The sequence below is a fragment of the Arthrobacter sp. ISL-95 genome (assembly GCF_018613695.1).
Taxonomy (GTDB): Bacteria; Actinomycetota; Actinomycetes; order Actinomycetales; family Micrococcaceae; genus Arthrobacter.
Genome location: NZ_JAGGPR010000009.1, coordinates 59,166 through 85,544, shown reverse-complemented (window position 1 = coordinate 85,544; position 26,379 = coordinate 59,166). Strand labels below are relative to the sequence as shown.

Here is a 26,379-nt window from a genome sequence, read left to right as displayed (position 1 = left end):
GTTCCACGCCTGCCAAGCAACAGAAGCCCGCTGAGAATTCGGGATAATCGACTTGCCGCGGGTTTCTAAAGGACAGTTAAATGCAAAAGTCCCGGTCATTTCTGACCGGGACTTTTCTTATGGTGGAGGCACGGGGACTCGAACCCCGAACCCCCTGCTTGCAAAGCAGGTGCGCTACCAATTGCGCCATGCCCCCATAAGAAGCAACCCATCAATCATACCCCATGTCAGGACTGGTAATTACCAATCCGTACCGGGCTCCTCGGCTAGTCCACCGTGTCGGTTGACTTGCTCCAGACATCCTTCCGGGCTTCGGATTCCTGGGCCTTTTGTAGACCAGAACGCCTGCGACTGCAGCTGCTACAACTATCAGCAACTTCTTCACAAGCACCTCATTCCGGTTCAGTTTTACCTGAACCTCTTTGTGGTTCCGTGGGCGTACCAGGACTTGAACCTGGGACCTCTTCGTTATCAGCGAAGCGCTCTAACCGCCTGAGCTATACGCCCCGATGCCTCATCGGGCCGAGATATGACTGTACAGCACATCCCGGCCCGATCTCAAATCGAGGCTTTTCCCCGGAGCTTTTCCACCGATTTCGGCGTATTTCCGGGAGTTTTGGCTAGTCGTCAGTCAGGGTGACGCCGACGCCACCAACCAACGTTGCGGAAATGTTATACAGCACGGCCGAGAGCATGGACAGGGCAGTCAACAGAACCACGTTCACAACGGCAATGATGGTGGCGAAGGATGCCACCTGGCCAAGCGAAGCGATCTTCTTCAGTTCGAACCCACTGCCCTCGGAACCTGCCAAGGTGCCAAGAAGGCTATCCACCTGGTCAAAGATGCCTGTGAGATCCAACACAGTCCACAGGACGATTGCTGCAACCACGGTGACGATGCCCAAGGCAACGGACAACAGGAATGCCATCTTCAGAACCGACCACGGGTCCACCTTGCTGACAAGGAGACGCGCGCGGCGGACCTTTGCCTTGGGCGCCGGCTTCACAAGGCCGGGTCCGCCCTGAGCGGGACGCTGGGCGGCTGCGCCAGCGGGGCGCTGGCCGGGCTGTGCCGGGCGCTGTCCGGGAGCGCCCGCGGGACGCTGACCGGCCTGTGCCGGGCGCTGTCCGGGAGCGCCGGCAGGACGCGGAGCGGAGTTAGTGCCGCTTGCGGGCCGCGCTCCCGCGGACCCGGATCCTGCTGACCCGGTTCCGGGGCGCTGCTGGGGACGCGCAGGCGTTCCCGACTGCGCGTTGCCTGAGGGCTGCCGGAGTCCGCCGGGGACACCTGTGCTCGGCTTGGGATATGAGTCGGAATTACTCACTCGTTACCTCCGGTGTTGTCTTCGTTCAGCTCCGCGCCCGTTTCGATTTCCGGGTCTGCGTCGTTTTCCGTATCGGCCGTCACGGTCGCCTCGGAGGCGCCGTCGTTTGCAGCCAACGTTACGTCATCGTCGGGTCCGTCCTCGGACTCTTCGCCTTCCAAGCCGCGTTCGCTGTTGCGCGCGACCTCAATAATGCGGTCATTCTTGTCCGGCTTCGCGAAGATGACACCCATGGTGTCGCGGCCCTTGGCAGGGACGCCGGTCACGGCCGAGCGGACCACCTTGCCACCCTCCATGACCACCAGGACTTCGTCTTCTTCCTGCACAATCAAGGCTCCAACAAGGTCACCACGGTCTTCAGCAAGCTTGGCTACCTTAATGCCCAGGCCACCACGGCCTTGGAGCCGGTATTCGTCAACGGCGGTCCGCTTGGCGTAGCCGCCCTCGGTCACAATGAACACGAACGAGCCGTCCTGGACCACATCTGCGGCAAGAAGTTCATCGTCTTCACGGAACTTCATACCCGTCACACCGGATGTGGCGCGGCCCATGGGACGCAAAGCATCATCGGTGGCCGTGAAGCGTATGGACTGGCCTTTTCGGGACACCAGGAGCAGGTCATCGGTTTCGCTGACCAACTGGGCCGATACCAGCTCATCCTCATCGCGCAGGTTGATGGCAATGACGCCGGCCGTGCGGTTGGTGTCGTAGTCCTCCAACCGCGTCTTCTTGACCAGACCGTTCTTGGTGGCAAGTACCAAGTACGGGGCCTGCTGGTAATCACGCAGGTCAAGGACCTGGGCAATGTGCTCGTCCGGCTGGAACGCCAACAGGTTGGCAACGTGCTGGCCCTTGGCATCACGTCCAGCCTCGGCCAGTTCGTAAGCCTTTGCCCGGTACACGCGTCCAAGGTTGGTGAAGAACAGCAACCAGTGGTGGGTGGTGGTCACGAAGAAGTGCTCCACGACGTCGTCGCCACGTAGCTGTGCGCCCTTGATTCCCTTGCCGCCACGCTGCTGCGAACGGTAGTTGTCACTCCGGGTGCGCTTCACGTAGCCGCCGCGGGTAATAGTGACAACCATTTCCTCTTCGGGGATCAGGTCTTCCATGGACATATCACCATCGAAACCCATCAGGATGTGCGTCCGGCGATCGTCGCCGTGCTTGGCCACGATCTCTGCGAGTTCTTCGCTGATGATCTGGCGCTGCCGTTCCTCGGAAGCCAGGATCGAGTTGTACTCCTGGATCATCGCTTCGAGCTCCGAGTGGCGATCCTGGATCTTCTGGCGTTCCAGGGCAGCCAAACGGCGCAGCTGCATGTCCAAAATGGCTCGGGCTTGGAGTTCGTCGATCTCCAGGAGCTCCATGAGTCCTTCGCGGGCCGCTTCCGTGGTGTTGGAGGCTCGGATGAGGGCAATGACCTCGTCCAGCATGTCCAAGGCCTTCAGGAGTGCACGCAGAATGTGCGCTTCTTCCTCGGCCTTGCGCAGACGGTAGCGGGTCCTGCGCGCAATGACGTCCATCTGGTGCGCAACCCAGTGACGGATGAAGGCGTCCAGGCTCAAGGTGCGCGGAACGCCGTCGACGATTGCCAGCATGTTCGCTGAGAAGTTGTCCTGCAACTGCGTGTGCTTGTAAAGGTTGTTCAAGACCACCTTGGCCACGGCGTCGCGCTTGAGCACGATCACCAGGCGCTGGCCGGTGCGGCCTGAGGTTTCATCGCGGAGGTCCGCAATGCCCGAGATCTTGCCGTCCTTGACCAGCTCGGCAATCTTGATGGCCAGGTTGTCCGGGTTGGCCTGGTAGGGCAGCTCGGTCACCACCAGGCAGGTACGGCCCTGAAGTTCCTCCACGTTGACCACGGCGCGCATGGTGATGGAGCCGCGGCCGGTACGGTAGGCGTCTTCGATGCCCTTGTGCCCCAGGATGTTGGCACCTGTGGGGAAGTCAGGTCCCTTGATACGCAGCAACAGCGCCTCAAGAAGCTCTTCCCGCGTGGCAGTCGGGTTTTCAAGCGCCCACTGCACGCCCTCGGCAACTTCGCGAAGGTTGTGCGGCGGAATGTTGGTGGCCATGCCGACGGCGATGCCCGAGGAACCGTTGACCAGCAGGTTGGGGAAACGCGCCGGCAGGATGGTGGGTTCCTGGTTCTTGCCGTCGTAGTTGTCCTGGAAGTCGACGGTTTCTTCGTCGATGTCCCGGACCATCTCCATGGCCAGCTGGGCCATCTTGGTTTCGGTGTAACGCGGCGCAGCAGCGCCGTCGTTGCCAGGCGAACCGAAGTTACCCTGGCCCAGTGCCAACGGGTAGCGCATTGTCCAGTCCTGGATCAGGCGGACCAAGGCGTCGTAGATCGCCATGTCACCGTGCGGGTGATAGGTACCCATGACGTCGCCAACCACGCGGGCGCACTTGTTGAAGGAGCGGTCGGGGCGGTATCCGCCGTCGAACATTGCGTACAGAACGCGCCGGTGCACCGGCTTAAGGCCGTCACGGACGTCCGGGAGGGCGCGTCCGACGATAACGGCCATGGCGTAGTCCAGGTAGGACCGCTGCATCTCAGTCTGCAGGTCCACCTGCTCCACGCGGTCGGTCAGCACATCACTCTCGAGAACAACATCCTCGACGTCTTTCGGTTCCGGGACTTCGGGAGTTTCGTCACTCATAATCTAAGGTTTCCGTTTCAGGTATATGTCAGTTCTGGAATATTTAGTTGCCCCTTGTGGGCCCTAAATATCGAGGAACCTGACGTCCTTGGCGTTCTGCTGAATGAAGTTACGGCGTGATTCAACGTCTTCGCCCATCAGGACGGAGAATGTCTGATCAGCGGCCAGCGCGTCATCCATGGTCACCTGCAACAGCGTGCGATGATCCGGATCCATGGTGGTGTCCCACAGCTCGGTGTAGTCCATCTCGCCAAGGCCCTTGTAGCGCTGGATGCCGTTGTCCTTAGGCAGGCGCTTGTTCATGGACGCACCCTTACGGATGGTCTCGTCGCGTTCGCGGTCGCTGTACACGTAGTCGTGGGCGGCGTTGGACCACTTGATCCTGTACAGCGGGGGCTGGGCCAAGTACACGTAGCCGTTCTCGATCAGCGGGCGCATGTAGCGGAACAACAGCGTCATCAACAGAGTGGTGATGTGCTGGCCATCTACGTCAGCATCGGCCATCAGAACAATCTTGTGATAGCGAAGCTTGCTGATGTCGAAGTCCTCACCGATGCCCGTGCCGAAAGCTGTGATCATGGACTGGACTTCGGCGTTTCCCAGGGCCTTATCCAGGCGGGCGCGCTCCACGTTCAGGATCTTGCCACGCAGCGGCAGGATGGCCTGGGTCTCCGGGTTACGGCCACGCTTGGCCGAGCCGCCGGCCGAGTCACCCTCCACCAGGTAAACCTCGCAGCGCGAAGGATCCTTGGAAGAGCAGTCAGACAACTTGCCGGGCATGCCGAAGGACTCCAGCGGGCTCTTCCGTCGGGCATTGTCGCGGGCTTTACGAGCGGCCATACGAGCTTGTGCAGCCGAAATGGCTTTGCGGATCACGTCGCGTGCGGGGCCGGGGTTCCGTTCCAGCCAGTCACCCAACTGATCCGTGACAACGCGCTGGACGAAGCCCTTGACCTCGGAGTTGCCCAGCTTGGTCTTGGTTTGGCCTTCGAACTGCGGCTCGGAAAGCTTCACAGAGATGACGGCGGTCAAACCTTCGCGGATGTCATCACCGGTAAGGTTGTCTTCCTTTTCCTTGATGATGCTTTTCTCGCGCGCGTAGCGGTTGATCAGCGAGGTCATGGCGGCACGGAAGCCTTCTTCGTGCGTTCCGCCCTCATGGGTGTTGATGGTGTTCGCATACGTGTGGACGCTTTCCGAGTAAGCGGTAGTCCACTGCATGGCGACCTCGACGGCGATGTGCCGCTCGGTGTCTTCGGTTTCGAAAGCGATGACGTCCTCGTGGACGATTTCAACCTTCTTGTTCGAGTTCAGGTGCTTGACGTAGTCCAGCAGGCCGTCCGGGTACTGGTACACAACGGTGCGGTGCTCAGCGGCTACCTCACCTTCGGTTGCCACGGCATCCAGATCAAGATCGTCGTCGCCGTCGCGGTTAACCGGACGCTCATCCGTCAGCGTGATCCTCAGGCCCTTGTTGAGGAAGGCCATCTGCTGGAAACGCGCACGCAGTGTCTCAAAGTCGAATTCGGTGGATTCGAAAATGGTGCCGTCCGGGTAGAACGTCTGGGAAGTCCCCGTGACGTCGGTAGCCTCGCCCTTAACGAGTTCGCCTTGGGGCTTGCCGCCGTCGACGAAGGTCATGCGCCAAACGTGGCCTTGGCGGCGGACTTCCGTGTCAACCTTGCGCGACAGGGCGTTAACTACGGAAATACCCACACCGTGGAGGCCACCGGAAACGGCGTAACCGCCGCCGCCGAACTTACCGCCGGCATGCAGGATGGTCATTACTACTTCAACAGTGGGCCTGCCCTCGGTCGGGTGAATATCCACCGGGATGCCGCGGCCATCGTCCACCACGCGCACTCCGCCATCAGCGCGGAGCGTGATTTCGATGTGGCTGCAGTAACCAGCCAGAGCCTCATCAACAGAGTTGTCCACCACTTCATAGACCAGGTGGTGCAGACCGCGGGGGCCGGTTGAGCCGATATACATGCCGGGGCGTTTGCGCACGGCCTCGAGGCCCTCCAGCACGGTAATGTCGCTGGCACCGTACTCCCTGGGCGCCTCCGCGGGCGTGTCAGGCTTGGGAACAGTCTCCTTTTCGGGCTCTACTGCCAAGGTCTCTGCATTGTCGTTAGCCACAGGCGCTTTCGACTCCTCTGTACTCGATGTCGGCCGTTCCCGGAGCTGCCCACGGCGAACCGCGGCCGCCAACGGGCACGTGACTGATTGCGCCGATTACTCCGACGACCGGGGTCCCCGATGCCACAGGAGTGGATTCAGGACCCGACGACGTTTCACCGGCGCTCAGTGATCTACGCCAATTCTATCGTGGAAAGCCGCAAATCCTTGCAAATACGGGGGCAGCCGACAGCTGAATATGGCCATGAGAGACCGCTGGCCCTATCTTCAATGGCCCTGCGGTGGTCCCGACGGGGGCCTATACGACTCTGGGGCGTTGAAACGCCCTGCACGCCGTTTAGCCGTACGTGTCTCTCGGTCCTCGACCGTTAACGCTGCGTCCGCCTTTTCGCCAACTCGGAGCCGACGGTCCCAGCACCTGAATGCTGGTGACCACGCCTTCGCCCAGTTCGTTGCGGAACATCTCCAGGAGGCTGGTACTCAGCAACCGCAGCTGGGTGGCCCAGGCCGTGGAATCGCAACGAACATGAAGCGTGGTGTCGGTGAAGCTCTCCGGCGTGCAGTGGGCGGAAATATCCGGTCCCACCAGCGTCTCCCATTCCGCCATGACGGAACCAACAGCCACCGGCGATGTCCAACCACGTTCGGTCACCAAGCGGCCCACCACTTTTCCCAAGCCCAAAGGATCCCGGCCGCTACCGTGGAATTGGGCGAAACCCCTGGTATCCCGGAGCCCCTTACGTTTGGGGGCGGACCCGGGCCTCGGCGCACGCTGACGCACTTCTCCGCGCGCAGCCGCAGCCTCGCGCATGCGGTTCAGCGCCGCTTGGGCAGCATCAATTTCATCCGGTTCGCGACCGGGTTGCAGTCCTTCGCGGCTATCCTTCGCCATCGATGCCTCCCGGAACAACGGTTACGCGCCGTCCGGCCAGCTCCTTAGGGATATCGGCGTCGACGGCGGCGGTCACCAGCACTTGCTCGGCACCGGCGACTATAGCGGCCAGTTTACGCCGCCGCTGGACATCCAGTTCAGCGAAAACGTCGTCCAGGATGAGGATCGGAGCGGTGCCCCCGGTGCGGGCGTCGTCCAACATCACATAGTAGGAAGCCAAGCGTAAGGAGAGGCACATGGACCACGTTTCACCGTGGGACGCATAGCCCTTTGCCGGGGCCTCTCCCAGAATCAGCTCCAGTTCATCGCGGTGCGGACCCACCAGCGAGATGCCCCGTTCGAGCTCTTTTTTCCTCGACGCAGCGAAAGCCTGGATGTACCGCTCCGTGAGTTCGTCAACGGACAGCATCCGGAGGTCATCTACCGACCCCGAAGGTTCCGTTCCGTGGTCGGCCGGCCCGCCGTCGTCGTCGAGTACGCCTTGAATGGTTGAGCGGTACACGGCACCGGCATCCTTGGAACCGTCCGTGAGCTGTGCGTAAGCGCTGTTCAGGTGAGGACGGAGTCGTTCCACAAGTTCAAGGCGGGCATGGAGTAGTTCTGCGCCGGCGCGGGCCATGTGATGATCCCAGACGTCCAGGGTTGCTTCATGCCCGGCGGTGAACTTGCCGGCCCGGGCGGACTTGAGCAAGGCATTGCGTTGCTTCAGAACGCGGTCGTAGTCGCTGCGGGTGGCAGCATGCCGCGGAACGAGGCTCACCAGCAATTCGTCCAAAAAGCGTCTGCGATTCGAAGGATCACCCTTGACCAGCGCCAGGTCTTCGGGCGCGAACAGCACCGTTTGGCAGATCCCAAGGATATCCCTGGCCCGGACCGGATTGCTGCGGTTGATGCGTCCCCGGTTTGCCCGGCCGGAATTGATCTCAAGCTCGATGACCGTTGACTGCTCTCCACGGACCAGCCTGGCACGGATCAATGCACGCTCCGTGCCGAATCGAAGCAACGGCGCGTCCGTGCTGACCCGGTGGGAACTCAGCGTGGCCAAATACCCAATGGCCTCCATGAGGTTGGTCTTGCCGATTCCGTTGGAACCCACCAAGACCGTCACACCGGGGCCGAGCTTCAGGTCCACCTGTGCATAGCTTCGGAAATCCGTCAGCGAAAGATGTTCGAGGTACACGCCGTTTGCAGGACTCCTGCGGCCTAGTTGGCCGGACGGGTGGCGTGTCCGCCGAACTGATGGCGCAGAGCCGAAACCATCTTCATGGCCGGAGAATTGTCTTCGCGGGAGGCAAAGCGGGCAAAGAGGGCAGCCGTGATTGCGGGGGCGGGCACTGCGTTGGCAATTGCTTCTTCCACGGTCCAACGGCCTTCGCCGGAGTCTTCAACATAGTCGTCGATCGAGGCCAGGCCCGGATCTTCTTCCAATGCCTTGACCATGAGGTCCAGAAGCCAGGACCGGACAACCGTGCCCTTCTGCCATGCACGGAACGTTCCCGGAAGGTCCGTCACAATGTCCTTGGCTGCCAGCAGTTCGTAGCCTTCGGCGTATGCCTGCATGAGGCCGTATTCGATACCGTTGTGAACCATCTTGGCGTAATGACCTGCGCCGACCCCGCCCACGTGGACGAAGCTGTCGGCCCGTTCCCCTTCCGGACGGAGAGCGTCGAAGACAGGCATGGCGAGCTCAATATCTTCCTCGCTGCCGCCTGCCATCAGGCCGTAGCCGTTTTGGAGGCCCCACACACCGCCGGATACACCGCAATCCGCAAAGCGAATGCTCTTCTCGGCTAGCGCTGCAGCGTGCTTCTGATCTTCGGTAAAACGGGAGTTCCCGCCGTCGATCACCAGATCCCCGGGGCTGAGCTTCTCGCCAAGTTCGGTCACCACCGCATCAGTGATGGCACCGGATGGAACCATCACCCATACCAACCGCGGGGCGGAAAGTGCAGCGATGAGCTCATCCACGGACGCCACATCGGAGACATCAGGGTTACGGTCAAAACCTGTGACCTCAATGCCGCCGTTCCGCATGCGTTCCCGCATGTTGAAACCCATTTTTCCGAGGCCGATCAGTCCGATGTGCACAGTGTGAACTCTTTTCTGCGAAGGTGGCGGGAAGCGGTGAAGGGCCGGGCCCAACTGGCTCGCATCTGTGGCTGTTCTGAAGGTTCATTACAGTCACAGTTGCCGCTTAGTTGGGGAGGCGGACCGGCATCACGAGGTAGCGGTAGTCGTCCTGGTCTTCGCCATCTGCTTCCGCCTGGGCCGTGATCATGGCAGGTTTCGGGGCGGTGGTGAAGGAGAAGCGAACGTACTTGGTTTCGATCACGCTTAGACCCTCAACGAGGTAGTGCGGGTTGAAGGCCACCGTGATGTCTTCACCGGAAAGCTGGGCTTCCAGCTCTTCGGAAGCTTGCGCATCTTCACCTGTACCGGCGTCGAGATTTAGCAGGCCTTGCGTGAAAGCGAGTCTAACCGGAGTGTTTCGTTCGGCGACGAGCGAGACACGGCGAACAGCTTCTACGAGTTCCTGTGTCTGGACCGTGGCGTGGATTGGGGTTGAGTCCGGGAACAGTGAGCGGATTTTTGGGTAATCGCCGTCCACCAGCAGCGATGTTGTGGTTCGTCCGCCGCTTTCGAAGCCAATGAGCCGGCTGTCGTCGTCGGCAAGGGCGAGGTTGATGTCTCCGCTGCCACCAAGAGTCTTGGCTACTTCGTTCAGGGTTTTGGACTTAACCAAAGCGCTGGTGGAAATGCCCGGAGTGACAGGCTTCCAGGGGACTTCGCGCATGGCCAGCCGGTAGCGGTCCGTAGCAAGAAGCGTAATGAGGTCATCCTCGATCTCCATGCGAACGCCGGTAAGGATGGGCAGGGTGTCGTCCTTGCTCGCCGCGATGATCACCTGGGAAACGGCCTGGGCGAAGGAGTCACCGGGTAAGGTTCCGCTGATCGTAGGCAAGGCGGGCAACGTTGGGTACTCGGACTCGGGCATGGTGGCCAGGTGAAAGCTGCTTCGACGGCAAGTGAGTGTCACTTTGCTGCCGTCGGTCTCAACTTCGACAGGAGCCGAGGGAAGGCTGCGGCAAATGTCGGCCAACAGACGGCCGGAAACCAAAATGGTGCCCTCAACGGCGATATCTGCCGGAATTTCCAAACGGGCCGAGGTCTCGTAGTCGAAGCTCGACAGGCTGACGGTTCCCGCCTCCGCTTTGAGGAGGAGGCCGGAAAGCACCGGAACAGGCGGCCGCGGAGACAACGACCGCGCGGTCCACGTAACGGCTTCTGCCAGGACGTCGCGGTCGACTCTGAACTTCACGGAGGGGTGCCGCCTTTCATTGCTGCTGCCATGTAGTAGCTGCGGATTCCTGCTTGGAAGCCGCTAAATCTTCGCAGTCCGGCACCGGAACCTGCATGGTCCGCACTTAGCGAACTACAAACAGACCCAGGGATGGGAGCGCTGCTGACAGCTTAGCCGGAAGATCCGCGATTAACCCATCCCCATGCGGCCGGACCCCTCGTATGTGGACAGCATCTGGCCGGCCTTGGCCCGGCCTGTGGTCTCTGTCATTTGCGGGTGGGGGTGGGTGGCAGATCGAGATTGTTATTTGAGGGATTTCAATTTTTTGGGATTCGTAGTGTTAATAACTGCTGTGGAAACTGTGGATAACCCGATCTCGCCCCGCAGTTCCGCGGTTAAGCCCTGTTCACGGATTGTGTGTTAACTGGGTTTTAAACAGGGTGTGGATGGGGACAACTCCCAAGCCGGTTTTTGATGATCCACAGATGGCTTAAGGGTTTTAAGCCCATTAACCGCGCTTGTCCCCTTAAGTATCCACAGGCTTATCCACATGCACCTGTTAATAAGGTATGTAGTGGCGGGCGCGATGTGGATTTCAGGAGTCGCGTTGCTGTTGTTTGATCCGGTTGGTCAGCTCGGTGACCTGGTTGTAAATCACACGGCGCTCTGCCATCAACTCGCGGATCTTTCGGTCTGCGTGGATGACTGTGGTGTGATCACGGCCTCCGAGCTCTTGGCCGATCTTTGGCAGGGACATGTCCGTCAGCTCCCGGCACAAGTACATGGCGATCTGCCGGGCAGTTACCAGGGTGCGTGTACGGGACTTGCTGCAAAGCTCTTCCATGCTGAGCTTGAAGTAGTCGGCTGTCTGGTCCAAGATTTGCTTCGCCGTGATTTCCTGGGCGCCGTCGTCGGTGATGAGGTCCTTCAGAACCATTTCAGCCAAGGCCACGTCCACCGGTTGGCGGTTGAGGCTCGCGAACGCCGTGACGCGGATCAGCGCGCCTTCCAGTTCCCGGATGTTGCTGGAGATCTTGGAAGCGATGTACTCCAGCGCGTCATCCGGGGCGGAAAGACCTTCGCTGAGGCCCTTTTTACGAAGGATTGCGATCCGGGTCTCGAGTTCCGGTGGTTGGATGTCCGTCAGCAGGCCCCACTCGAAGCGCGACGTCATGCGATCCTCGAAGCCAGCCAGCATCTTGGGCGGCTGATCGGAGGTGATGACAACCTGCTTGTTGGCGTTGTGTAGCGCGTTGAACGTGTGGAAGAACTCTTCCTGGGTCCGGTCCTTGCCTGCCAGGAACTGAATGTCATCGATCAGCAGCACGTCGACGTTGCGGTACGTGGTCTTGAAGCTGGTGCCTTCATCGTCACGGATGGAGTTGATGAAGTCGTTGGTGAACTCCTCGGAGTTCACGTAGCGGACCCGGATGCCGCTGTAGAGCCTGCGGGCATAGTGTCCGATCGCGTGCAGCAAGTGGGTCTTGCCAAGTCCCGAGTCACCGTAGATGAACAACGGGTTGTATGCCTTTGCAGGCGCTTCCGCCACAGCCACTGCGGCAGCATGCGCGAAACGGTTTGAGGAACCGATCACGAAAGTATCGAAGATGTACTTCGGGTTCAGGCGCCCGAACTCGTGCGAGGTACTAGGGGGTGTGGGCTGCGGCTTCGGTTCGGCGAAGTCAGAAACAGCAGAAAGCTCGACGACGGGTTCCGGCTCTGCGTGGACGGGAACCAGATCGGTGTCTACGTCAATCGCGCAGCGGATGTCGTCCGAGAAAACGTTGCGCAGAGCATCGTCCAAGGCATCCTTGACCTGCGTCTGGAGAACTTCCCGGGTGAGTTCATTGGGAACGGCCACCAGCAAGGTAGAACCAATAAGGCCTTGTGCCTGGGCGAGGATGACGAAACCGCGCTGCCGGGGTGAAACCCGGTCGTCCTGTTCCATGAGGCTCAGCACCCTGCGCCAGGAACTTCCGACAGTGTTGGCGTGGTTGGCTTCGTCTACTGTCATCAATCAGTTCCTAAATACTTGCTTGCCGGCGTTGCTGGCAGCCGAAGTCTCTCCGGCGGCGCTGTTCTGGGCGATAATCCACAGAGTTATACACAGCGGGTGGACATTGGGCTACTGAGCCACTCTAGGGGATGAAATCGCTAGAAGATAGCTGGGAAGTTGCCTGTGGATAATTACACCGTTGTGGTTCGGGAAAGTGGCCTGTGAGCCACTTCATCCACAGGCTGAGCACAGCAGTTGGGCACAGCTGTGGATAGCCTTGCGGCAGGCTCCCGGTTTGACTGTGGGTCCCTTTTTGCCCTAACGTTGTGAAGTCCTTTGTGTCCGCTTTTGAGATCAGTTGTAACCCCGTACGTTCAGCGTGCGGAAGGCAACGGCGGCAGGCACATACAAAACTTAGCGTCGGCCAGTTCTTCCCCTTTTTTTGATCGGGTGGGCGCACCTTTGATCCACTGGAGTAACTAACGTGAGCAAGCGGACTTTTCAGCCGAATAACCGCCGTCGGGCCAAGAAGCATGGCTTCCGCCTTCGTATGCGCACCCGTGCCGGCCGCGCCATCCTGGCTGCCCGTCGCGGCAAGGGCCGCGTCGAACTGTCGGCGTAAATAACTGACTTGTCGGTCAGGGTCTTTTTGCGGGTTCGACGGTGCTAGCCACCCCTAACCGTCTGCGGACGTCTACCGACTTTTCAACAACTGTACGTTCCGGCGTCCGCAATGGACGCCGGAACTTAGTGTTATATACGGCCCCTATAGGGGCCGGGGAGCCGAGTCGAATCGGTTTCATTGTCTCCAAAGCCGTCGGGAACGCCGTGACCAGGAACCTCGTTAAGAGGAGACTGAGAGAAGTAGGCGCCCTGTCCTTGCATACGCATGGAAGGGGTCTGGCGGTAGTAGTCCGGGCGCTGCCCGCAGCTGCAACGGCCAGCTGGGAGCAGTTGCTCTCGGACTACAACGCCGCACTGGCAGTGACGACGAAGCGATTGAGTGGCTCAGATCCACGCAAAGCTTCGACTGAACACATCGGCACCACTACGGAAGGGACACCGCGTGCATGACATAAGCACCGCCGTCGTTCCTTCCTCAAGCGACCCCTCCGGGAAGGTTCCGCATCGGAGCCTTCCGGCGGCGGTAGGCATGTTCTTCTGGGAGCTGCCCCGCAACATCCTTATTCTTTTGCTGAAGACGTACCGCAAGGTCATCTCGCCCCTGTACGGCCAGGTTTGCCGTTTCTTTCCCTCCTGCTCCGCGTACGCGCTGGAAGCAGTAACGGTGCACGGCGCCGTGAAGGGCAGCTGGCTCGCAGCCAAAAGGCTCGCCAAATGTCATCCTTGGAATGCCGGCGGAGTGGACCATGTCCCCGCTGGCCATCGTCATTGGCCTGAAGGCCGGACGCCCACAATTGTTGTACTGAACAATCCGGACCAGTTCCTGGCTGTTCAGGCTGATGAAGAAGGCCGCTCTGCGGCCTAACGAATAGGGATATCGTATGGACTTCTTTGGAACGATCATGTTTCCGTTCAAGTGGCTGGTGTCAATCATTATGGTTGGCTTCCACGACGGACTGAGCTTCATCGGCCTTCCCGCCGCCAACGGCTGGACGTGGACACTGTCAATCATTGGCCTCGTGTTGGTGATCCGTGCCGCCCTGATTCCTGTTTTCGTCAAACAAATCAAGGCGCAGCGCGGTATGCAGCTGTTGCAGCCCGATCTGAAGAAACTACAGACCAAGTACAAGGGCAAGACTGACCAGCTCTCCCGCCAAGCCATGGCGCAGGAACAGATGGCGCTGTACAAGAAGCACGGCACCAACCCCTTTTCGGCATGTTTGCCGATGCTGATCCAGATGCCGTTCTTCTTCGCGCTGTTCCAGGTGTTGTCGGGTATCTCCACTGCCAAGAACGCTGGCGAAGGCATCGGTGCACTGAGCCACGAGCAAGTAGTCGAGTTCGATCAGTCGAGCATCTTTGGTGCGCCGCTGTCGGCATCGTTGCTTCACGGTGGTGTCCCTGGCACCGAAGTCGCCGTGTGGACCCTCTCCATCATCATGATCCTTGCCATGACGGCCTCGCAGTTCATCACGCAGAAGCAGATCATGGCCAAGAACATGTCCGAAGAGGCGATGGCGAGCCCGTTCATGCGCCAGCAGAAGATGATGCTCTACATCCTGCCTCTCGTGTTCGGTATCGGTGGCATCAACTTCCCCATCGGTGTCCTCATTTACTGGACCACCACAAACCTCTGGACCATGGGCCAGCAGTTCTTCGTTATTCGCCGCATGCCCACACCGGGGTCCCCTGCAGCCAAGGCGCTTGAAGAGCGTCGTGCCGCCAAGGGCCTGCCGCCGCTGCTGGGTGGAAAGAAGAATGCCGCTGCGGACGCTGCCGCTGAAGCCGAAGCTGCTGCTGCGGCAGCCGCCGAAATCAGGGCCCAGCGCGTCCAGCCACAACGTAAGAACAGGAAGAAGAAGTAATGTCTGCCGAGAGCACTGAAGAAGTTATCACCCCTGTGACTGAAGACCAGGAAGATTCGCAGGAAGAGACGCAGTCCAAGACGGCCAGCCGCTTGGAAGAAGAAGGCGACATCGCCGCCGACTACCTTGAAGAACTCCTTGATATTGCCGACATTGACGGTGACATCGACATTGAGGTCCGCAACGGACGCACGTACATCTCCATCGGTGCTGATGAAGAGTCTGCAGCGTTGGACAGCCTCGTAGGGCGCGATGGAGAGGTCCTGGAGGCATTGCAGGAACTGGCCCGCCTCTCGGTTTTGTCCGCCACGGAAAGCCGTTCACGCCTGGTCCTGGACATCAACGGATACCGTAAGGAGCGCGCCGGCGTTCTTCAGAAGATCGCTGAGGATGCTGCCGCCAAGGTCAAGGCTGATGGCGGAACAGTAGCTTTGGAACCGATGAGTGCTTACGAGCGCAAGATTGTCCATGACGCCGTGGCTGACCTTGGATACGTCTCAGAGTCCGAAGGCGAAGGCGCAGGCCGCCACATCGTCGTCTCGGCCGACTAGCAGCTCATGGTTGAAATCACCGCAGCTGAACTGGAAGCGGCAGAGAAGATTTTTGGGGAGCGCTTGGATCTTGCCAAGCGCTATGTGGAGCACCTGGCTACCTCGGGTACGGAGCGCGGGCTCATAGGGCCGCGCGAGATTCCACGTCTGTGGAGCCGCCACGTCCTGAACTGTGCAGTCATTGAGTCCGCCATCGCCATGGACAGCCATGTTGCCGACGTCGGATCCGGTGCTGGCCTTCCTGGCCTTTGCCTGGCAATTGCCCGCCCAGACCTCGAACTGACCTTGATCGAACCGTTGGAACGGCGAGTCATCTGGCTCCAGGAGGTGGTGGATGACCTTGGCTTGGATAACGTCACCGTCATGAGGACGCGGGCTGAGCTCGCAGTTGGAATGGTGGACGCGGATGTTGTGACCGCACGGGCAGTTTCTGCACTCTCCAATCTGGCTGGCCTCACCATCCCACTTCTGAACGGCCACGGCGAAGTAGTAGCCATCAAGGGACGCAGCGCCGCCGAAGAGATCGAGAAGTCCAAGAAGGTCATCCGCAAACTCGGTGGCGTGGACACGTCAGTTGTGGTTTGCGGACAGGAGCTTTTGGAGGAACCCACCACAGTGGTGAGGATTATCGTCAACAAGCCCGGAAAGACGGCGTAGGTCCCGCTCGGTTTCCCGCGTGTCGGCGGCTGAGCGGTTAGGCTAGAGAACGGCAGCAAAGCGCCAAATGAGAGTGAGAGTGTGACCAGTGGGCAGTAGTGAAACCTCCACGCAGCGAATCCCCCCGTTTATGTCTTTGGGGTCCGCGCGGGCCATGGCTACACCCTCCGCATCTCTTCAGTCTGCGATCGTGCGTACTGATTCGGTTGATAATGCTGCCGTTTCACGTGAAACCGTCTCAGATGGAGTGCGCAACGTCATGGATTCCATCGATGATTCCAGCCCCATCGCCCGTCAACTTGCTAACGAGACCCGCAGGCGCGAACGGTTGATCGGCAGGGAACTGCCCAAGCCCGAGAAAACCCGGATCTTCACTGTCTCCAATCAAAAGGGCGGTGTCGGCAAGACCACCACGACGGTGAACATTGCTGCGGCTTTGGCATCGGCCGGCCTCAACGTCTTGGTGATAGACATTGACCCCCAAGGCAATGCGTCCACTGCTTTGGGTATCGAACACCACGCAGACGTAGACAGTATTTACGACGTTCTGATCAACGATCTTCCCCTCAAAGAAGTCGTGGCTCCGTGCCCCGACATTCCCAATCTCATCTGCGCACCCGCCACCATTCACCTGGCGGGAGCCGAGATTGAGCTCGTTTCCCTCGTTGCCCGCGAGCAGCGCCTCCGCCGTGCCATTGACGTTTATGCCAAGGAGCGCGCGAACGACGGCGAGGATCGCCTGGACTACATCTTCATCGACTGCCCGCCAAGCCTTGGGCTGCTGACGGTCAACGCGTTCTGCGCCGCCAGCGAAGTACTTATTCCTATCCAGTGCGAGTACTACGCACTGGAGGGTCTGAGCCAACTCCTGAAGAATATTGAGATGATCCAGAAGCACCTCAATGCTGATCTGGAGGTTTCGACCATCCTCTTGACCATGTACGACGGCCGCACCAACTTGGCCGCACAGGTTGCCTCTGAGGTCCGTCAACACTTCCCGGATCAGGTTCTAGGGGCTGTAGTTCCCCGCTCGGTGCGCATCTCGGAAGCTCCCAGCTACCAGCAGACAGTCATGACATACGATCCGTCATCGAGCGGCGCGCTTTCCTACATGGAAGCCGCAGCCGAAATAGCTGAACGCTAGAATTCTTGAAACACTGCAACAGCTTGGGCCGATCCGTGCTCGGCTATTCCATCGGAGGGATGAATCAATGAGCGAAAAGCGAAGGGGCCTCGGCAGGGGTCTTGGGGCTCTCATTCCTAGCTCGGCTTCGGCCCAGGGAAATGGTGCTGCACCGTCCCGTCCTGTGGATCTGTTCTTTCCAGAGGCGAGGAAGACAGCATCGACGACTGTGGAGACGCTACTCGATGAATCCAGCGCTGCTGATTCAAAGCCGGCGGCTGAAGAGTCGCCTGCTGCATCCGCAGCAGATGGTGCCGCTGTTGCCAAGTCATCCACCAAGGCCGCGGCGACAAAGTCCTCCACTGCTAAATCTGCTGCACCCTCAAACACTGTCTCCAAAACGCCCGCTTCACGATCGGCCGCGAACAAGAAAGCAACCGAAGCAGAAGAGTCGACGGCGTCTGTCGCGCCTGCCGCTCCGGCCAGACCATCCGCTCCTGAGGTGGAGTTAGTGGAAGTTCCCGGGGCCAGGTTTGCTGAGATCCCAGTCGGTGACATCCACCCGAACCGCAAACAGCCACGTTCAGTCTTCGATGAAGACGACATGGCGGAGCTCGTACACTCTGTTCGTGAGATCGGTGTCCTCCAGCCAATCGTTGTACGTACTTCAACCGAAAAGGGTGGAGAGCCGTACGAGCTGGTCATGGGAGAGCGCCGGTGGCGTGCAGTCCAAGCCGCTGGACTGGATACGATCCCTGCAATTGTTCGGGATACCACGGATGACGACCTCCTCCGCGATGCTCTGCTCGAAAACCTTCACCGTAGCCAGCTGAACCCTTTGGAAGAGGCAGCGGCCTACCAGCAACTTCTGGAAGACTTTGGCACGACGCATGAGCAGTTGGCCGACCGTATTGGTCGCTCCCGTCCTCAGGTGTCCAACACCCTGCGTCTGCTCAAACTTCCGCCGCTGGTTCAACGCCGTGTAGCCGCCGGCGTCTTGTCGGCTGGGCATGCACGTGCTCTGCTTGCACTCCCGGACGCTGCAGCCATGGAACGAATGGCGCAGAAGATAGTGGCTGAGGGTATGTCTGTCCGGGCCACCGAAGAATCGGTTGCTCTTTACCAGGATCCCACCGCTCCTGCCAAGAGCAGCATCCCTAAGCCGAATGCGCGGCATGAACGTCTGGATTACCTTGCGTCATCGTTGTCGGACCGTTTAGACACAAATGTAAAGATCACTCTTGGTGCTCGCAAGGGTCGGGTCAGTATCGAGTTTGCCAGCGTTGAGGATCTCAACCGGATTATGGATGTTCTTGGCCCAGGCGCCGAGGACTAGATCTAACAGTCGATTGAATGGGGCTCACATACTGTGTGGGCCCTATTTTTTGTGGAGGCTCGGGTTTTGGATTGGGATGCCCGCCTCCATGCTGACGTCTGTGTTCGTGCTAGCTTGTTTCACGTGAAACCGGTTATTCCCTGCAGATTTTAGGCAGTCACCGGCCCCAGGTGGGCCTTCAGGGTCGTCGGGGAGGCCTTCTCTGTCCCTGGGGCATTCTGATGACCCAAGATGTTGACGCAGAACAGCGCAGTCGTGGACGCGTGGACCCTAGTAAGTCTGCAGTTCGTTAATATCGATCCACGAGTTGTCAGCTTCTTGGGTATTACTGCTGTCGCCGAATGCCAAACAAATAGTATTGCGACCCACGTACGCGATAGCAACCATCCAACCGGCACATGACCATAAACGGGAGGATTAGGCTCCCAATGCACCCGTTCCGCAGTTTTTTAGGTTCTAGCTGAGCACTGGATGGGCAGGTTGTAGCCGTCACGGGGAAGCGTTGTGGTGCTTGATTGCCACAAACTATAGAGTCATCGGGAATCCCGGCTAAAACGGCTGAACAGGGAAACGCGTGCATACGATCTCGGTGATCTCGGTTTCACGTGAAACATGTCGTCGCGCTCGTGTTTTACCCGGTAGCAGTTGGTTTGATGTGGCCCGGGGACAATGCCCCTGTAGTTCGTCCCTAAGAGGCTGGCGGAACGATGCTTGAAGTAAGAGCAAGAGGGAGTCGGGAGTCGGGCGTACTTTTCGTTACGTGTCTAGTGGGAATGGGCAGTGGGAACTACATTGATCCCTCGATCGTGCCAGGCTTTGGACTACCCCCCGCGGGCGATGTCGCCCGCTCAATCGCAGTGACCGCCCCGCAGCCTTGAATTGGCTCCTATACGGCGGCAGGGGCGCTCCCCGCGGATGCGAACGGCGTCCACTCGATCGCAAGGATTGCCCCGCAGCCGTGGATTGGCTCCCATACGGCCGCAGGGCGCTCCCCGCGGATGCGAACGCCGTCCCCTGCATGGAAATGCCGATGCCGGGGCGGCTGTGTAGCCGTTGGGCGACGGAAGGTGGGGCATAGGTTTCCGGATGCCGCAGCAAGCGCGGATGGTGCCGCAAGTGCTGGGTATCTGCGTTATCTGAACCCGCCGAGCGCTCTTGGACCCTACCGCATCTCGGCTGTTTCACGTGAAACATGAACATGGGGCACTTGCCGCGTAAGGAACATTTGCCCAGCAATTTGTAGTGTGCGTCACGCTAAACCGCATCCCTCAACGACCTGGGCTATGGTGGCTGCCAGATGCCGCCCATCCCACCTGATACTGCTGATGCCCATTGAGGTGGCCGTTTCACGTGAAACACCGGGTCAGCCGGCCTCGCGCCGCCCTTTTCGGTCTAGGTTGGCGTCCGTGGAAGAGATGACGAAGAGGATGACGCGTTGACGTCAACCGTGCCTTGCACAGGATGTGGTGCTCGTATCGGATTGCTCGGACTTGTTACGCTGAGAAGCGGTAAAGCCGCTGCTGCATCAATGGCCCTCACTGCTTCTTCTTTGCTCGGTCCCACAGAGAGACGAGCAACGGTTCCCAGCCTTTGTCTACGGGGTGCTCCTGCGGCCAAAGCCCACGGTGTCCGTGTCGTATCGCTCGCGTCCGAACTAGGGAGCCCATCAAGTCCCTGAACTTTTGCCGTAGCGGATCCCCTTTTCACGGAAGCAATCAGCTTTGCCTGTGGACTTACAGACAGGTGCGCTCTTGTAGTGAACCCACTGCGCGGCACTGGCCGGGACGGGCAGTCGGTGACCTCGAACATCCCATGGGAAGGGTCGCGGAGATTACACGGCCGAGGCGTGCTTGGGACAGTACCGCTCCCCCGTGAGCACCAGTGACTGCATCTCGACGTTCACCACGAGTGCGCTCTGTACCGTAGGCCATCAAGCGTAGAGTGCGTGCCCCTCTACCTACTGCCCACCACAAGTCCAGCATTGAGGTCACCGGCTGACATATACCCAGGCTTACCCTTCGATTGTGAGGGCGGCGCGCTGCCACCACTTGGTGAGGGGTCCGCCGTTCCTGCCGCCTTGGGGTTGTGGGCTCGAACCTGGAGCACATCAAGGTGCCGGGTTGAACGGGCCCTAAGTCTCTGGGGATGGCAGTGTGCGTTCTGGTCCAGGTCGAACATCGTCGCCCGGTGATTGAGCGTATTGTGCGCTAGGACTGCGAACACCTCCAAATATTCACGTTCCATGTCATCTCCGGCCCAGAAGGCGAGCTGGCAAAAGGGACTTCAGTAGTCTCTATTGGGGCCAGCACTAGGAGCAGGACGATCCACTCGCGTAAGTGTGTCCACAGACTAACTCGTCGCGGATAGACCCGAATCCTTACCTAGGGCCGGTCGAGGATTGGTCCTGTGTGCAAAGAAAGCGGCTGAGTCGTGCCCGGTACTTTGAGACGCCACGTCTGCTCACAGAGATGTGGCTCACGATTGGTCTGATGGGTGCCGCGCCTAGGGTACTGCGCCGGGTTAGTTGTTGTTCATCCCTTAGTGAGCGAGGCAGAGGCGGAAGCTTAAGCAGATGCCTGCACGCGGCGCCAGGCTGGAAGCCCGCGCGGAGTGCATGTATGACTGCATTCTGTTTCACGTGAAACAGAGCAGTGCTGACCGCAATGCCCCGCGGTGAGGATTGGTCAGCTTTTGAAAAACGCCATCGCAGATAGTGGATAAACCGGTGGATATCACTGTGGATAACTTTGGGGATAACTATGTGAATACACGGCGTGGTCACGCCACCGGCACATCACCTTTGAAAGACCCAGGCAAGTGGATATTTGGCTTGTGGATGGGGAAGGATGCGAAGTGCTTCAGTGAGCGAAGTGTCTTAGCAGTCTAGTGACCTCAAAGCTGCCCGGTAGCCGTATTTGCATTGATTTCAGGATTTTTGAGGCCCGACTTGGCTGAGTGGCACGCCTCCCTTACATAACTGTCTCGTGCCCGCTTCGTCGTGTTCCAGCTCGTCGAATTTCCGGGCTTGAGGGCCTCCTGGGGATCGCATGTGGGCAAGGTCATGAGCAGTGGATAAACCTGTGGATAACCCTGTGTATAAAAGGGTGGATAAGAAGGTCCACCATTGTCGACACGCGCGCCGGAGTGGTGCCGGCTCTGGCTTCCGTTTGAACCTTGATGACCCTGCTCTATCGTCAGTTTGGTTAGCCTAAGCCGACTATGCCTCAACATCGCACACGAGGGTGGATCGTTGTCTGAGGAACGCCATGCCAAGTCAATCTTTAGCTCTGACCCGGTGGCGGCAGTAGATGACTTTCAATCGAAGGAGATCGGGCTGTGTTGATGATTCATCCGATGTATCAGGCCGAGCAAGGAGCGCGAGCGGCGAGTGCCACAGGGTTCTCGCATAGCTTTAGACAGCTACAGGTGTCTTGTGGCCCGCATAGGACACAGCTGGGTGGGCGCTGCTACTTCCCTAGTGAACCTGAACACGACCGAGCGGGGCCGCCTCCGCTGCCTCGCGCTGGATCTAACATCGTCAGCGCCTGGCTCGGTCCCCTCGTTCAACTACTGGGAAAGCCACAAAGGAAAGCGAGATTGGTGACGAAGGGAGTTTGTAGCAATGTTTCACGTGGAACATAGCCACCCTCTTCCTTGAGTTAACGCGAACAGTCGGAACTGTCCTGGCCCTTTCGAACTGCAGGCAGCAAGAGTTCCAAGTAGCCGCAGGATCAACCGTGCTTTCACTGAAGTGCCGCAGTAGACCTGGGCTGGCTGGAGTGCTGCAGTGGCCGTGGGCTTACTGAAGGGCTGTGGTAGCGGAGGCTAGGTGGATCCGGGGGCACTCGTGGTCCCTCTGGCGCGCCAGCAGCACCGGTGGCTTCACAGCGCGCTAGAGGCGTTCCGGGTTTCACGTGAAACAGCACTGTTCACGGTCTATCACTACGGTAGGTCTGGAACCGAAATCGTGCCCTCCACGCCGGTGGTCTCTCCGACGGCGGCAATAGGTACGATCACAGATGGTGATAGACGGGGACATGGCAGGCCTGGGCCACAGATGGTGATAGACGCGGACATGCAGGCCACGACCCCGGTCTCTCTGACCTCGGAAGCCCCCTCGACGTGTTTGCGGGCTGAACTAGGGACCTTGAGCGTGGAGGGATCTGGAGTCCAGCAGGTATGGACGCGCGGGATCGAGATGCGCAGCTTCCAGCGCCTGTGGGCACGTGGAGTTGCTGGACGTACTGCTGCCCCAACTGAGATCCGCACGAGGTATTGACTAGGGTCCGTCCTGAACTGGGGACATAGATCGCTCCACTGTGCATCGACCAAGTGGTTGACAGAGGTGGATCGGGCGCGAAGCGGGGCTTGCTATGAGGCGGAAGCTACTGGCCCGGGGATTACATGCGTCTGCAGTTGAGCTCAGGCGTCGGCATCGACCGACTCTTTGAGCGCCAGTGCTTCGTGGATCGCCGACCCTTTGGCGATATGACAGAGTCATCGAGTTTAAAAGGTCATCTGGTGCACAAAAGGGTCCAAGTGGTTCGAAGAACAGCCGTCTCCGAGTCTCGACCTACTGCAAAACCACACCGCCGGGCGTCCGGCACGTGTTTCACGTGAAACAAGGTGCGTGTGGACCCTCACTGGCTTCTCCCGGTACGAACCTTCTGCTTAGCGCCTTACGGCGCCGCGCAACCTACATGGACCCGCACCAGTAGCGAAATACTGGTGCTGCTGTTCTTCAAGGGGCCTCGACAATCGTCCGATGCTGAAGGTGGGTAGAGGATGCCCAGGAGGCGGCTGCAACTGTAAGCCGACTGCTCGAGGGTAAGCGTGGATGTGAATACCTGAAGTTGCGGTTGGTGAAGTGCGCGCTTCGGACACGGTCAATCGCCTACTCGAGCAAATCAGGCTCCTGACAGCGATGCGCGCTCTCGGGTGCGATGGATGCCATGGTCCACGGCGCGGCAGAAGACTCCCGGACATTCGGGCTTTTGGTCCCTCGTGGTGGTTAGGAGTGGCAGTCATGGCCAAGATCAAGTGACTCCGGATGTTCTGCTTCGCAGATCGGCACGGTGACCGGAGGACCCTCGCAGTCCCGGCGGAGGGTTTTGTTTCATGTTTCATACGGCTGAGTTGATCGGATCGGTGCCTGGCTGACCAGCTCGGGTGGAACTGCATACCGATCTGACCCTACGTGCAATTGTGGACCCTGGGGCAATGGTCCGGCAAGAGAGACCGTTTTTCGGGCCTTCCCGCCCTTGGATGCCATATAGACCGGCCGGAGAACCGGGTTGCCCCTCTGCGCGTTCTGCCTTTCCTTGGTTCTCGTGAGGTGCCTGTGAAGCGACTCGTAGCCGAAGGATCGGGAGGCCTCCATTATGGCCTCTGCGGAGCCCTGATTGGCACCAGACCCCGGCCTGACGTGTATACGCGGAGGACCAGCAGGAGGGGAGCTTGCACGTCGATGACCTGGCTGAATGCTCCAAGAGCCGGCAGTTGCGGGACTTGGCTGAACAAGGGAATCTGCTGTGGTGCAGACCTAGAGCCAGTCAAAGATCCATGCAGTAGTGCCAAGAACCTCATCAAGCACACAGTTTGGACCACTCCCATCGACCCCAAATGGCCTCAGCTAAGCGGACTTTCAGGCTACCTTGAGCGATCTTCGAGTGGTTGAAGAGTGACCTTGGGCCCAGCAGCCCACAAATCCGTGGGCGAAGTTGTGCGCCGGTGGAAGGGCACGCAACATCACCAGGCTCCCTGACGACCCGTTCTCCTTGCCGGGAGGCGCAAATTGCCCTTGCCCTTGAGGTACAAATTGAGTGGATAGTGCCGACGGTCATACGAAGCGTTGTTTCACGTGAAACAACCACCAAGGACGTGCGTGGAGAGGTTCAAAAAGAGCAGTGCCCGTCCTCGCCGTTTCACGCGAAACAAGGCAGTCTGCGGAAGAGGTGGCGCATAAACCTAAGTCCGGGAACCACCCAGTGAGTTGTACGGCAGAACCGCAACTGGCGGGTTCCAGCGTGCCTGCAGTGTTGATAAGAACGCAGTCGATCTTCTTCTCGTTCAGCGGCAGCGGTGGGTCAAGAGAAATTCAACCCCCTCCCCCCAGGTCCAGTTGGCCGCCCAAATGATCTTTGACGATCTATGCCTACTCATCCAGCCACCCGCTTGCGGATCATGGTGCGGACGGGCCGCCGACGGGTGCGGTTGGCTGATTGCTTGGAGTTCTTGCCTACCCCAGGTAGGGACAAGTGAAACGGTGGTTTCTGGTTACGAACGACTCTTTCAGGAGCAAGAAGAACCACTAAGTGACCGATTCGGGTTCATTACTGTCAGGACAGCAAAAAACCGGCGGCTACCATACCACTCCATCAGGAGCAGTAACCGCCGGCTTTCGGCTAACTTAACTAAGCACAGGGTTAGGACAGGACGTCTGCGAATTCCTTTTCGAAGAACTGCTTCGGCTTGGCGCCGATGACGGTGCTCTTCACTTCTCCCCCGCTGAACAGGTACACGGCCGGGATGGACGTGATGCCGTACTCGGCGGCGATGGCGGGGTTGTCGTCGACGTTGAGTTTTACAACTTCAACCTTGTCGCTGTACTCCACCGAGATTTCGTCGAGGATGGGGCCGAGCTTGCGGCAGGGGCCACACCACTCTGCCCAGAAGTCCACAATGACCGGCTTCTCGGAAGCCAGGACATCCGTGCTGAAGCTTGCGTCAGTTACGTCTTTTGCGTTGCTCATAACTTTTCCCTTCGTATGGTTGCTTGGATGCAGCTTAGGAGTTCAGGTCTGCCAGGTAGTGCTCAACGTCAAGGGCGGCCACACAACCGGAGCCCGAAGCCGTGATGGCCTGACGGTAGGTGGGGTCAATGACATCGCCCGCGGCGAAGACACCCTTGATGTTGGTCCGGGAGCTGCGGCCCTCCACGGCAATGGTTCCCTCGGGGGTCAGATCTACCTTGCCCTTGATGAGGTCGGTGCGGGGGTCGTTGCCGATGGCGACGAACACGCCGGTGACTGCGAGTTCGGATTCGGTGCCGTCAACGAGGTTCTTCAGCTTCAGGCCGGTGACCTTGTCCTGACCGAGTACATCCTCCACTGCGGTGTTCCACACAAAGTTGATCTTCTCGTGAGCCTGGGCGCGGTCGCCCATGATCTTTGAAGCCTTGAGGGTGTCGCGGCGGTGGACAACGGTGACGGACTTCGCGAACTTGGTGAGGAACAGTGCTTCCTCCATGGCCGAGTCGCCACCGCCGATCACGGCGATGTCCTGGTCTTTGAAGAAGAAACCATCACAGGTTGCACACCAGCTAACGCCGTGGCCTGAGAGACGCTTTTCGTTGGGCAGTCCGAGCTCGCGGTACGCCGAACCCGTGGACAGAATGATGGCCTTCGCTTGGAAGGTCTCCCCCGTTCCTATGGTCACCGTCTTGATGTCGCCGTCGAGGTCCAGCTCGGTAACATCCTCGAACTGGATCTCTGTACCGAAGCGAGCGGCCTGCTTTTCGAAGTTCTCCATGAGGTCCGGGCCCATGATGCCTTCCGGGAAACCGGGGTAGTTTTCCACGTCCGTGGTGTTCATCAGTTCGCCACCAGCAGTGACTGAACCGGCAATGAGCAGAGGCTTCATGTTGGCTCGGGCGGTGTAAACAGCGGCTGTGTAGCCGGCAGGGCCTGAACCTACGATGATGACGTCACGCACCTGCGATGCGCTGTTTTCTGCAATGCTCACTTGGCGTGAACCTCTTCCTTAGTCGATGCTGCGGCTTTCGGGGCAGCCATCTGACTCAACCCCTGTTGTGTTCCAAATATTCCGTTGGAGTTGGGGACCCTAAAAGCCACCATCATTCAGGGTACCGTCTGCTCGCATGACGAATCGAAGCGGTGACG

General features: G+C 59.3%; 19 protein-coding genes and 2 tRNA genes. 8 read left to right on the top strand and 13 right to left on the bottom strand.

The window, feature by feature from the left end; all coding sequences use genetic code 11:
- Positions 1 to 120: 120 nt before the first annotated feature.
- The 11 genes from J7I86_RS14315 to dnaA all read right to left on the bottom strand — a co-directional run bounded on the left by J7I86_RS14315 (position 121) and on the right by dnaA (position 12,340).
- Positions 121 to 196 (bottom strand) — tRNA-Ala (locus tag J7I86_RS14315).
- A 15-nt stretch (positions 197 to 211) separates the two neighbouring features.
- Positions 212 to 385, bottom strand: coding sequence for a DLW-39 family protein (locus J7I86_RS14310; RefSeq protein WP_309476734.1), 174 nt, complete (start codon positions 383 to 385; stop codon positions 212 to 214).
- Positions 386 to 433: 48 nt separating this feature from the next.
- Positions 434 to 507, bottom strand: a tRNA-Ile gene (locus J7I86_RS14305).
- 113 nt (positions 508 to 620) lie between these two features.
- Complete coding sequence (locus tag J7I86_RS14300; protein ID WP_214820850.1) at positions 621 to 1,325, bottom strand: DUF3566 domain-containing protein; 705 nt, start codon at positions 1,323 to 1,325, stop codon at positions 621 to 623.
- Positions 1,322 to 3,991, bottom strand: a complete 2,670-nt coding sequence (gyrA, locus tag J7I86_RS14295) for a DNA gyrase subunit A (RefSeq protein WP_214820848.1) — start codon at positions 3,989 to 3,991, stop codon at positions 1,322 to 1,324. The genes J7I86_RS14300 and gyrA overlap by 4 nt, the downstream gene beginning before the upstream one ends.
- A gap of 63 nt (positions 3,992 to 4,054) precedes the next feature.
- Positions 4,055 to 6,133 carry a DNA topoisomerase (ATP-hydrolyzing) subunit B gene (gene gyrB, locus J7I86_RS14290; protein ID WP_214820846.1) on the bottom strand — a complete coding sequence of 693 codons (2,079 nt, stop codon included), beginning with the start codon at positions 6,131 to 6,133 and terminating at the stop codon, positions 4,055 to 4,057.
- A 337-nt stretch (positions 6,134 to 6,470) separates the two neighbouring features.
- On the bottom strand, positions 6,471 to 7,025 hold the full coding sequence (locus J7I86_RS14285) for a DUF721 domain-containing protein (protein WP_214820844.1): 555 nt from the start codon (positions 7,023 to 7,025) through the stop codon (positions 6,471 to 6,473).
- A complete protein-coding gene (gene recF / locus J7I86_RS14280) occupies positions 7,012 to 8,205 on the bottom strand; it encodes a DNA replication/repair protein RecF (RefSeq protein WP_214820842.1) in 1,194 nt (397 codons plus the stop codon). The genes J7I86_RS14285 and recF overlap by 14 nt, the downstream gene beginning before the upstream one ends.
- A 23-nt stretch (positions 8,206 to 8,228) precedes the next feature.
- Positions 8,229 to 9,113 (bottom strand): phosphogluconate dehydrogenase (NAD(+)-dependent, decarboxylating), encoded by an 885-nt coding sequence (gene gnd, locus J7I86_RS14275; RefSeq protein ID WP_309476733.1) that lies wholly within the window; start codon positions 9,111 to 9,113, stop codon positions 8,229 to 8,231.
- A 106-nt stretch (positions 9,114 to 9,219) separates the two neighbouring features.
- A complete protein-coding gene (gene dnaN, locus J7I86_RS14270; protein ID WP_214820838.1) occupies positions 9,220 to 10,344 on the bottom strand; it encodes a DNA polymerase III subunit beta in 1,125 nt (374 codons plus the stop codon).
- 577 nt (positions 10,345 to 10,921) lie between these two features.
- Positions 10,922 to 12,340: a chromosomal replication initiator protein DnaA gene (gene dnaA, locus J7I86_RS14265; protein WP_024818846.1), complete on the bottom strand. Its 1,419-nt coding sequence runs from the start codon at positions 12,338 to 12,340 to the stop codon at positions 10,922 to 10,924.
- Between the two features lie 466 nt (positions 12,341 to 12,806).
- Between dnaA and rpmH the strand changes: the two genes are divergently transcribed.
- From rpmH to J7I86_RS14225, 8 genes are all read left to right on the top strand, one after another.
- Complete coding sequence (rpmH, locus tag J7I86_RS14260) at positions 12,807 to 12,944, top strand: 50S ribosomal protein L34 (RefSeq protein WP_011776797.1); 138 nt, start codon at positions 12,807 to 12,809, stop codon at positions 12,942 to 12,944.
- 41 nt (positions 12,945 to 12,985) lie between these two features.
- A complete protein-coding gene (gene rnpA, locus J7I86_RS14255) occupies positions 12,986 to 13,396 on the top strand; it encodes a ribonuclease P protein component (RefSeq protein ID WP_214820836.1) in 411 nt (136 codons plus the stop codon).
- Complete coding sequence (gene yidD / locus J7I86_RS14250) at positions 13,326 to 13,811, top strand: membrane protein insertion efficiency factor YidD (protein WP_214820834.1); 486 nt, start codon at positions 13,326 to 13,328, stop codon at positions 13,809 to 13,811. Before rnpA ends, yidD begins: the two co-directional genes overlap by 71 nt.
- 16 nt (positions 13,812 to 13,827) lie before the next feature.
- A complete protein-coding gene (gene yidC, locus J7I86_RS14245; protein WP_214820832.1) occupies positions 13,828 to 14,811 on the top strand; it encodes a membrane protein insertase YidC in 984 nt (327 codons plus the stop codon).
- A complete protein-coding gene (locus tag J7I86_RS14240; protein WP_214820830.1) occupies positions 14,811 to 15,362 on the top strand; it encodes a R3H domain-containing nucleic acid-binding protein in 552 nt (183 codons plus the stop codon). Before yidC ends, J7I86_RS14240 begins: the two co-directional genes overlap by 1 nt.
- Positions 15,363 to 15,368: 6 nt before the next feature.
- The gene (gene rsmG / locus J7I86_RS14235; protein ID WP_214820827.1) at positions 15,369 to 16,019 is read left to right on the top strand and encodes a 16S rRNA (guanine(527)-N(7))-methyltransferase RsmG; all 651 of its coding nucleotides are present in this window, start codon (positions 15,369 to 15,371) and stop codon (positions 16,017 to 16,019) included.
- An 88-nt stretch (positions 16,020 to 16,107) separates the two neighbouring features.
- Positions 16,108 to 17,163, top strand: a complete 1,056-nt coding sequence (locus J7I86_RS14230; RefSeq protein WP_258141744.1) for a ParA family protein — start codon at positions 16,108 to 16,110, stop codon at positions 17,161 to 17,163.
- A gap of 67 nt (positions 17,164 to 17,230) precedes the next feature.
- Positions 17,231 to 18,478 (top strand): ParB/RepB/Spo0J family partition protein, encoded by a 1,248-nt coding sequence (locus J7I86_RS14225; protein WP_214820825.1) that lies wholly within the window; start codon positions 17,231 to 17,233, stop codon positions 18,476 to 18,478.
- 6,425 nt (positions 18,479 to 24,903) lie between these two features.
- Here J7I86_RS14225 and trxA read toward each other — a convergent pair.
- Together trxA and trxB are read right to left on the bottom strand one after the other, a co-directional pair.
- On the bottom strand, positions 24,904 to 25,230 hold the full coding sequence (trxA, locus tag J7I86_RS14220; protein ID WP_141282958.1) for a thioredoxin: 327 nt from the start codon (positions 25,228 to 25,230) through the stop codon (positions 24,904 to 24,906).
- Positions 25,231 to 25,264: 34 nt separating this feature from the next.
- Entirely contained in the window at positions 25,265 to 26,221 is a 957-nt protein-coding gene (gene trxB / locus J7I86_RS14215; RefSeq protein ID WP_214820824.1) for a thioredoxin-disulfide reductase, read from the bottom strand.
- Positions 26,222 to 26,379 lie beyond the last annotated feature (158 nt).

Excerpts from the sequence above, each read along its gene's own strand:
- trxA (WP_141282958.1), bottom strand. The coding sequence starts at position 25,230 with ATGAGCAACGCAAAAGACGTAACTGACGCAAGCTTCAGCACGGATGTC.
- gyrA (WP_214820848.1), bottom strand. The coding sequence starts at position 3,991 with ATGAGTGACGAAACTCCCGAAGTCCCGGAACCGAAAGACGTCGAGGAT.
- rsmG (WP_214820827.1), top strand. The coding sequence starts at position 15,369 with ATGGTTGAAATCACCGCAGCTGAACTGGAAGCGGCAGAGAAGATTTTT.
- dnaA (WP_024818846.1), bottom strand. The coding sequence starts at position 12,340 with ATGACAGTAGACGAAGCCAACCACGCCAACACTGTCGGAAGTTCCTGG.
- yidC (WP_214820832.1), top strand. The coding sequence starts at position 13,828 with ATGGACTTCTTTGGAACGATCATGTTTCCGTTCAAGTGGCTGGTGTCA.
- J7I86_RS14225 (WP_214820825.1), top strand. The coding sequence starts at position 17,231 with ATGAGCGAAAAGCGAAGGGGCCTCGGCAGGGGTCTTGGGGCTCTCATT.
- J7I86_RS14285 (WP_214820844.1), bottom strand. The coding sequence starts at position 7,025 with ATGGCGAAGGATAGCCGCGAAGGACTGCAACCCGGTCGCGAACCGGAT.
- J7I86_RS14240 (WP_214820830.1), top strand. The coding sequence starts at position 14,811 with ATGTCTGCCGAGAGCACTGAAGAAGTTATCACCCCTGTGACTGAAGAC.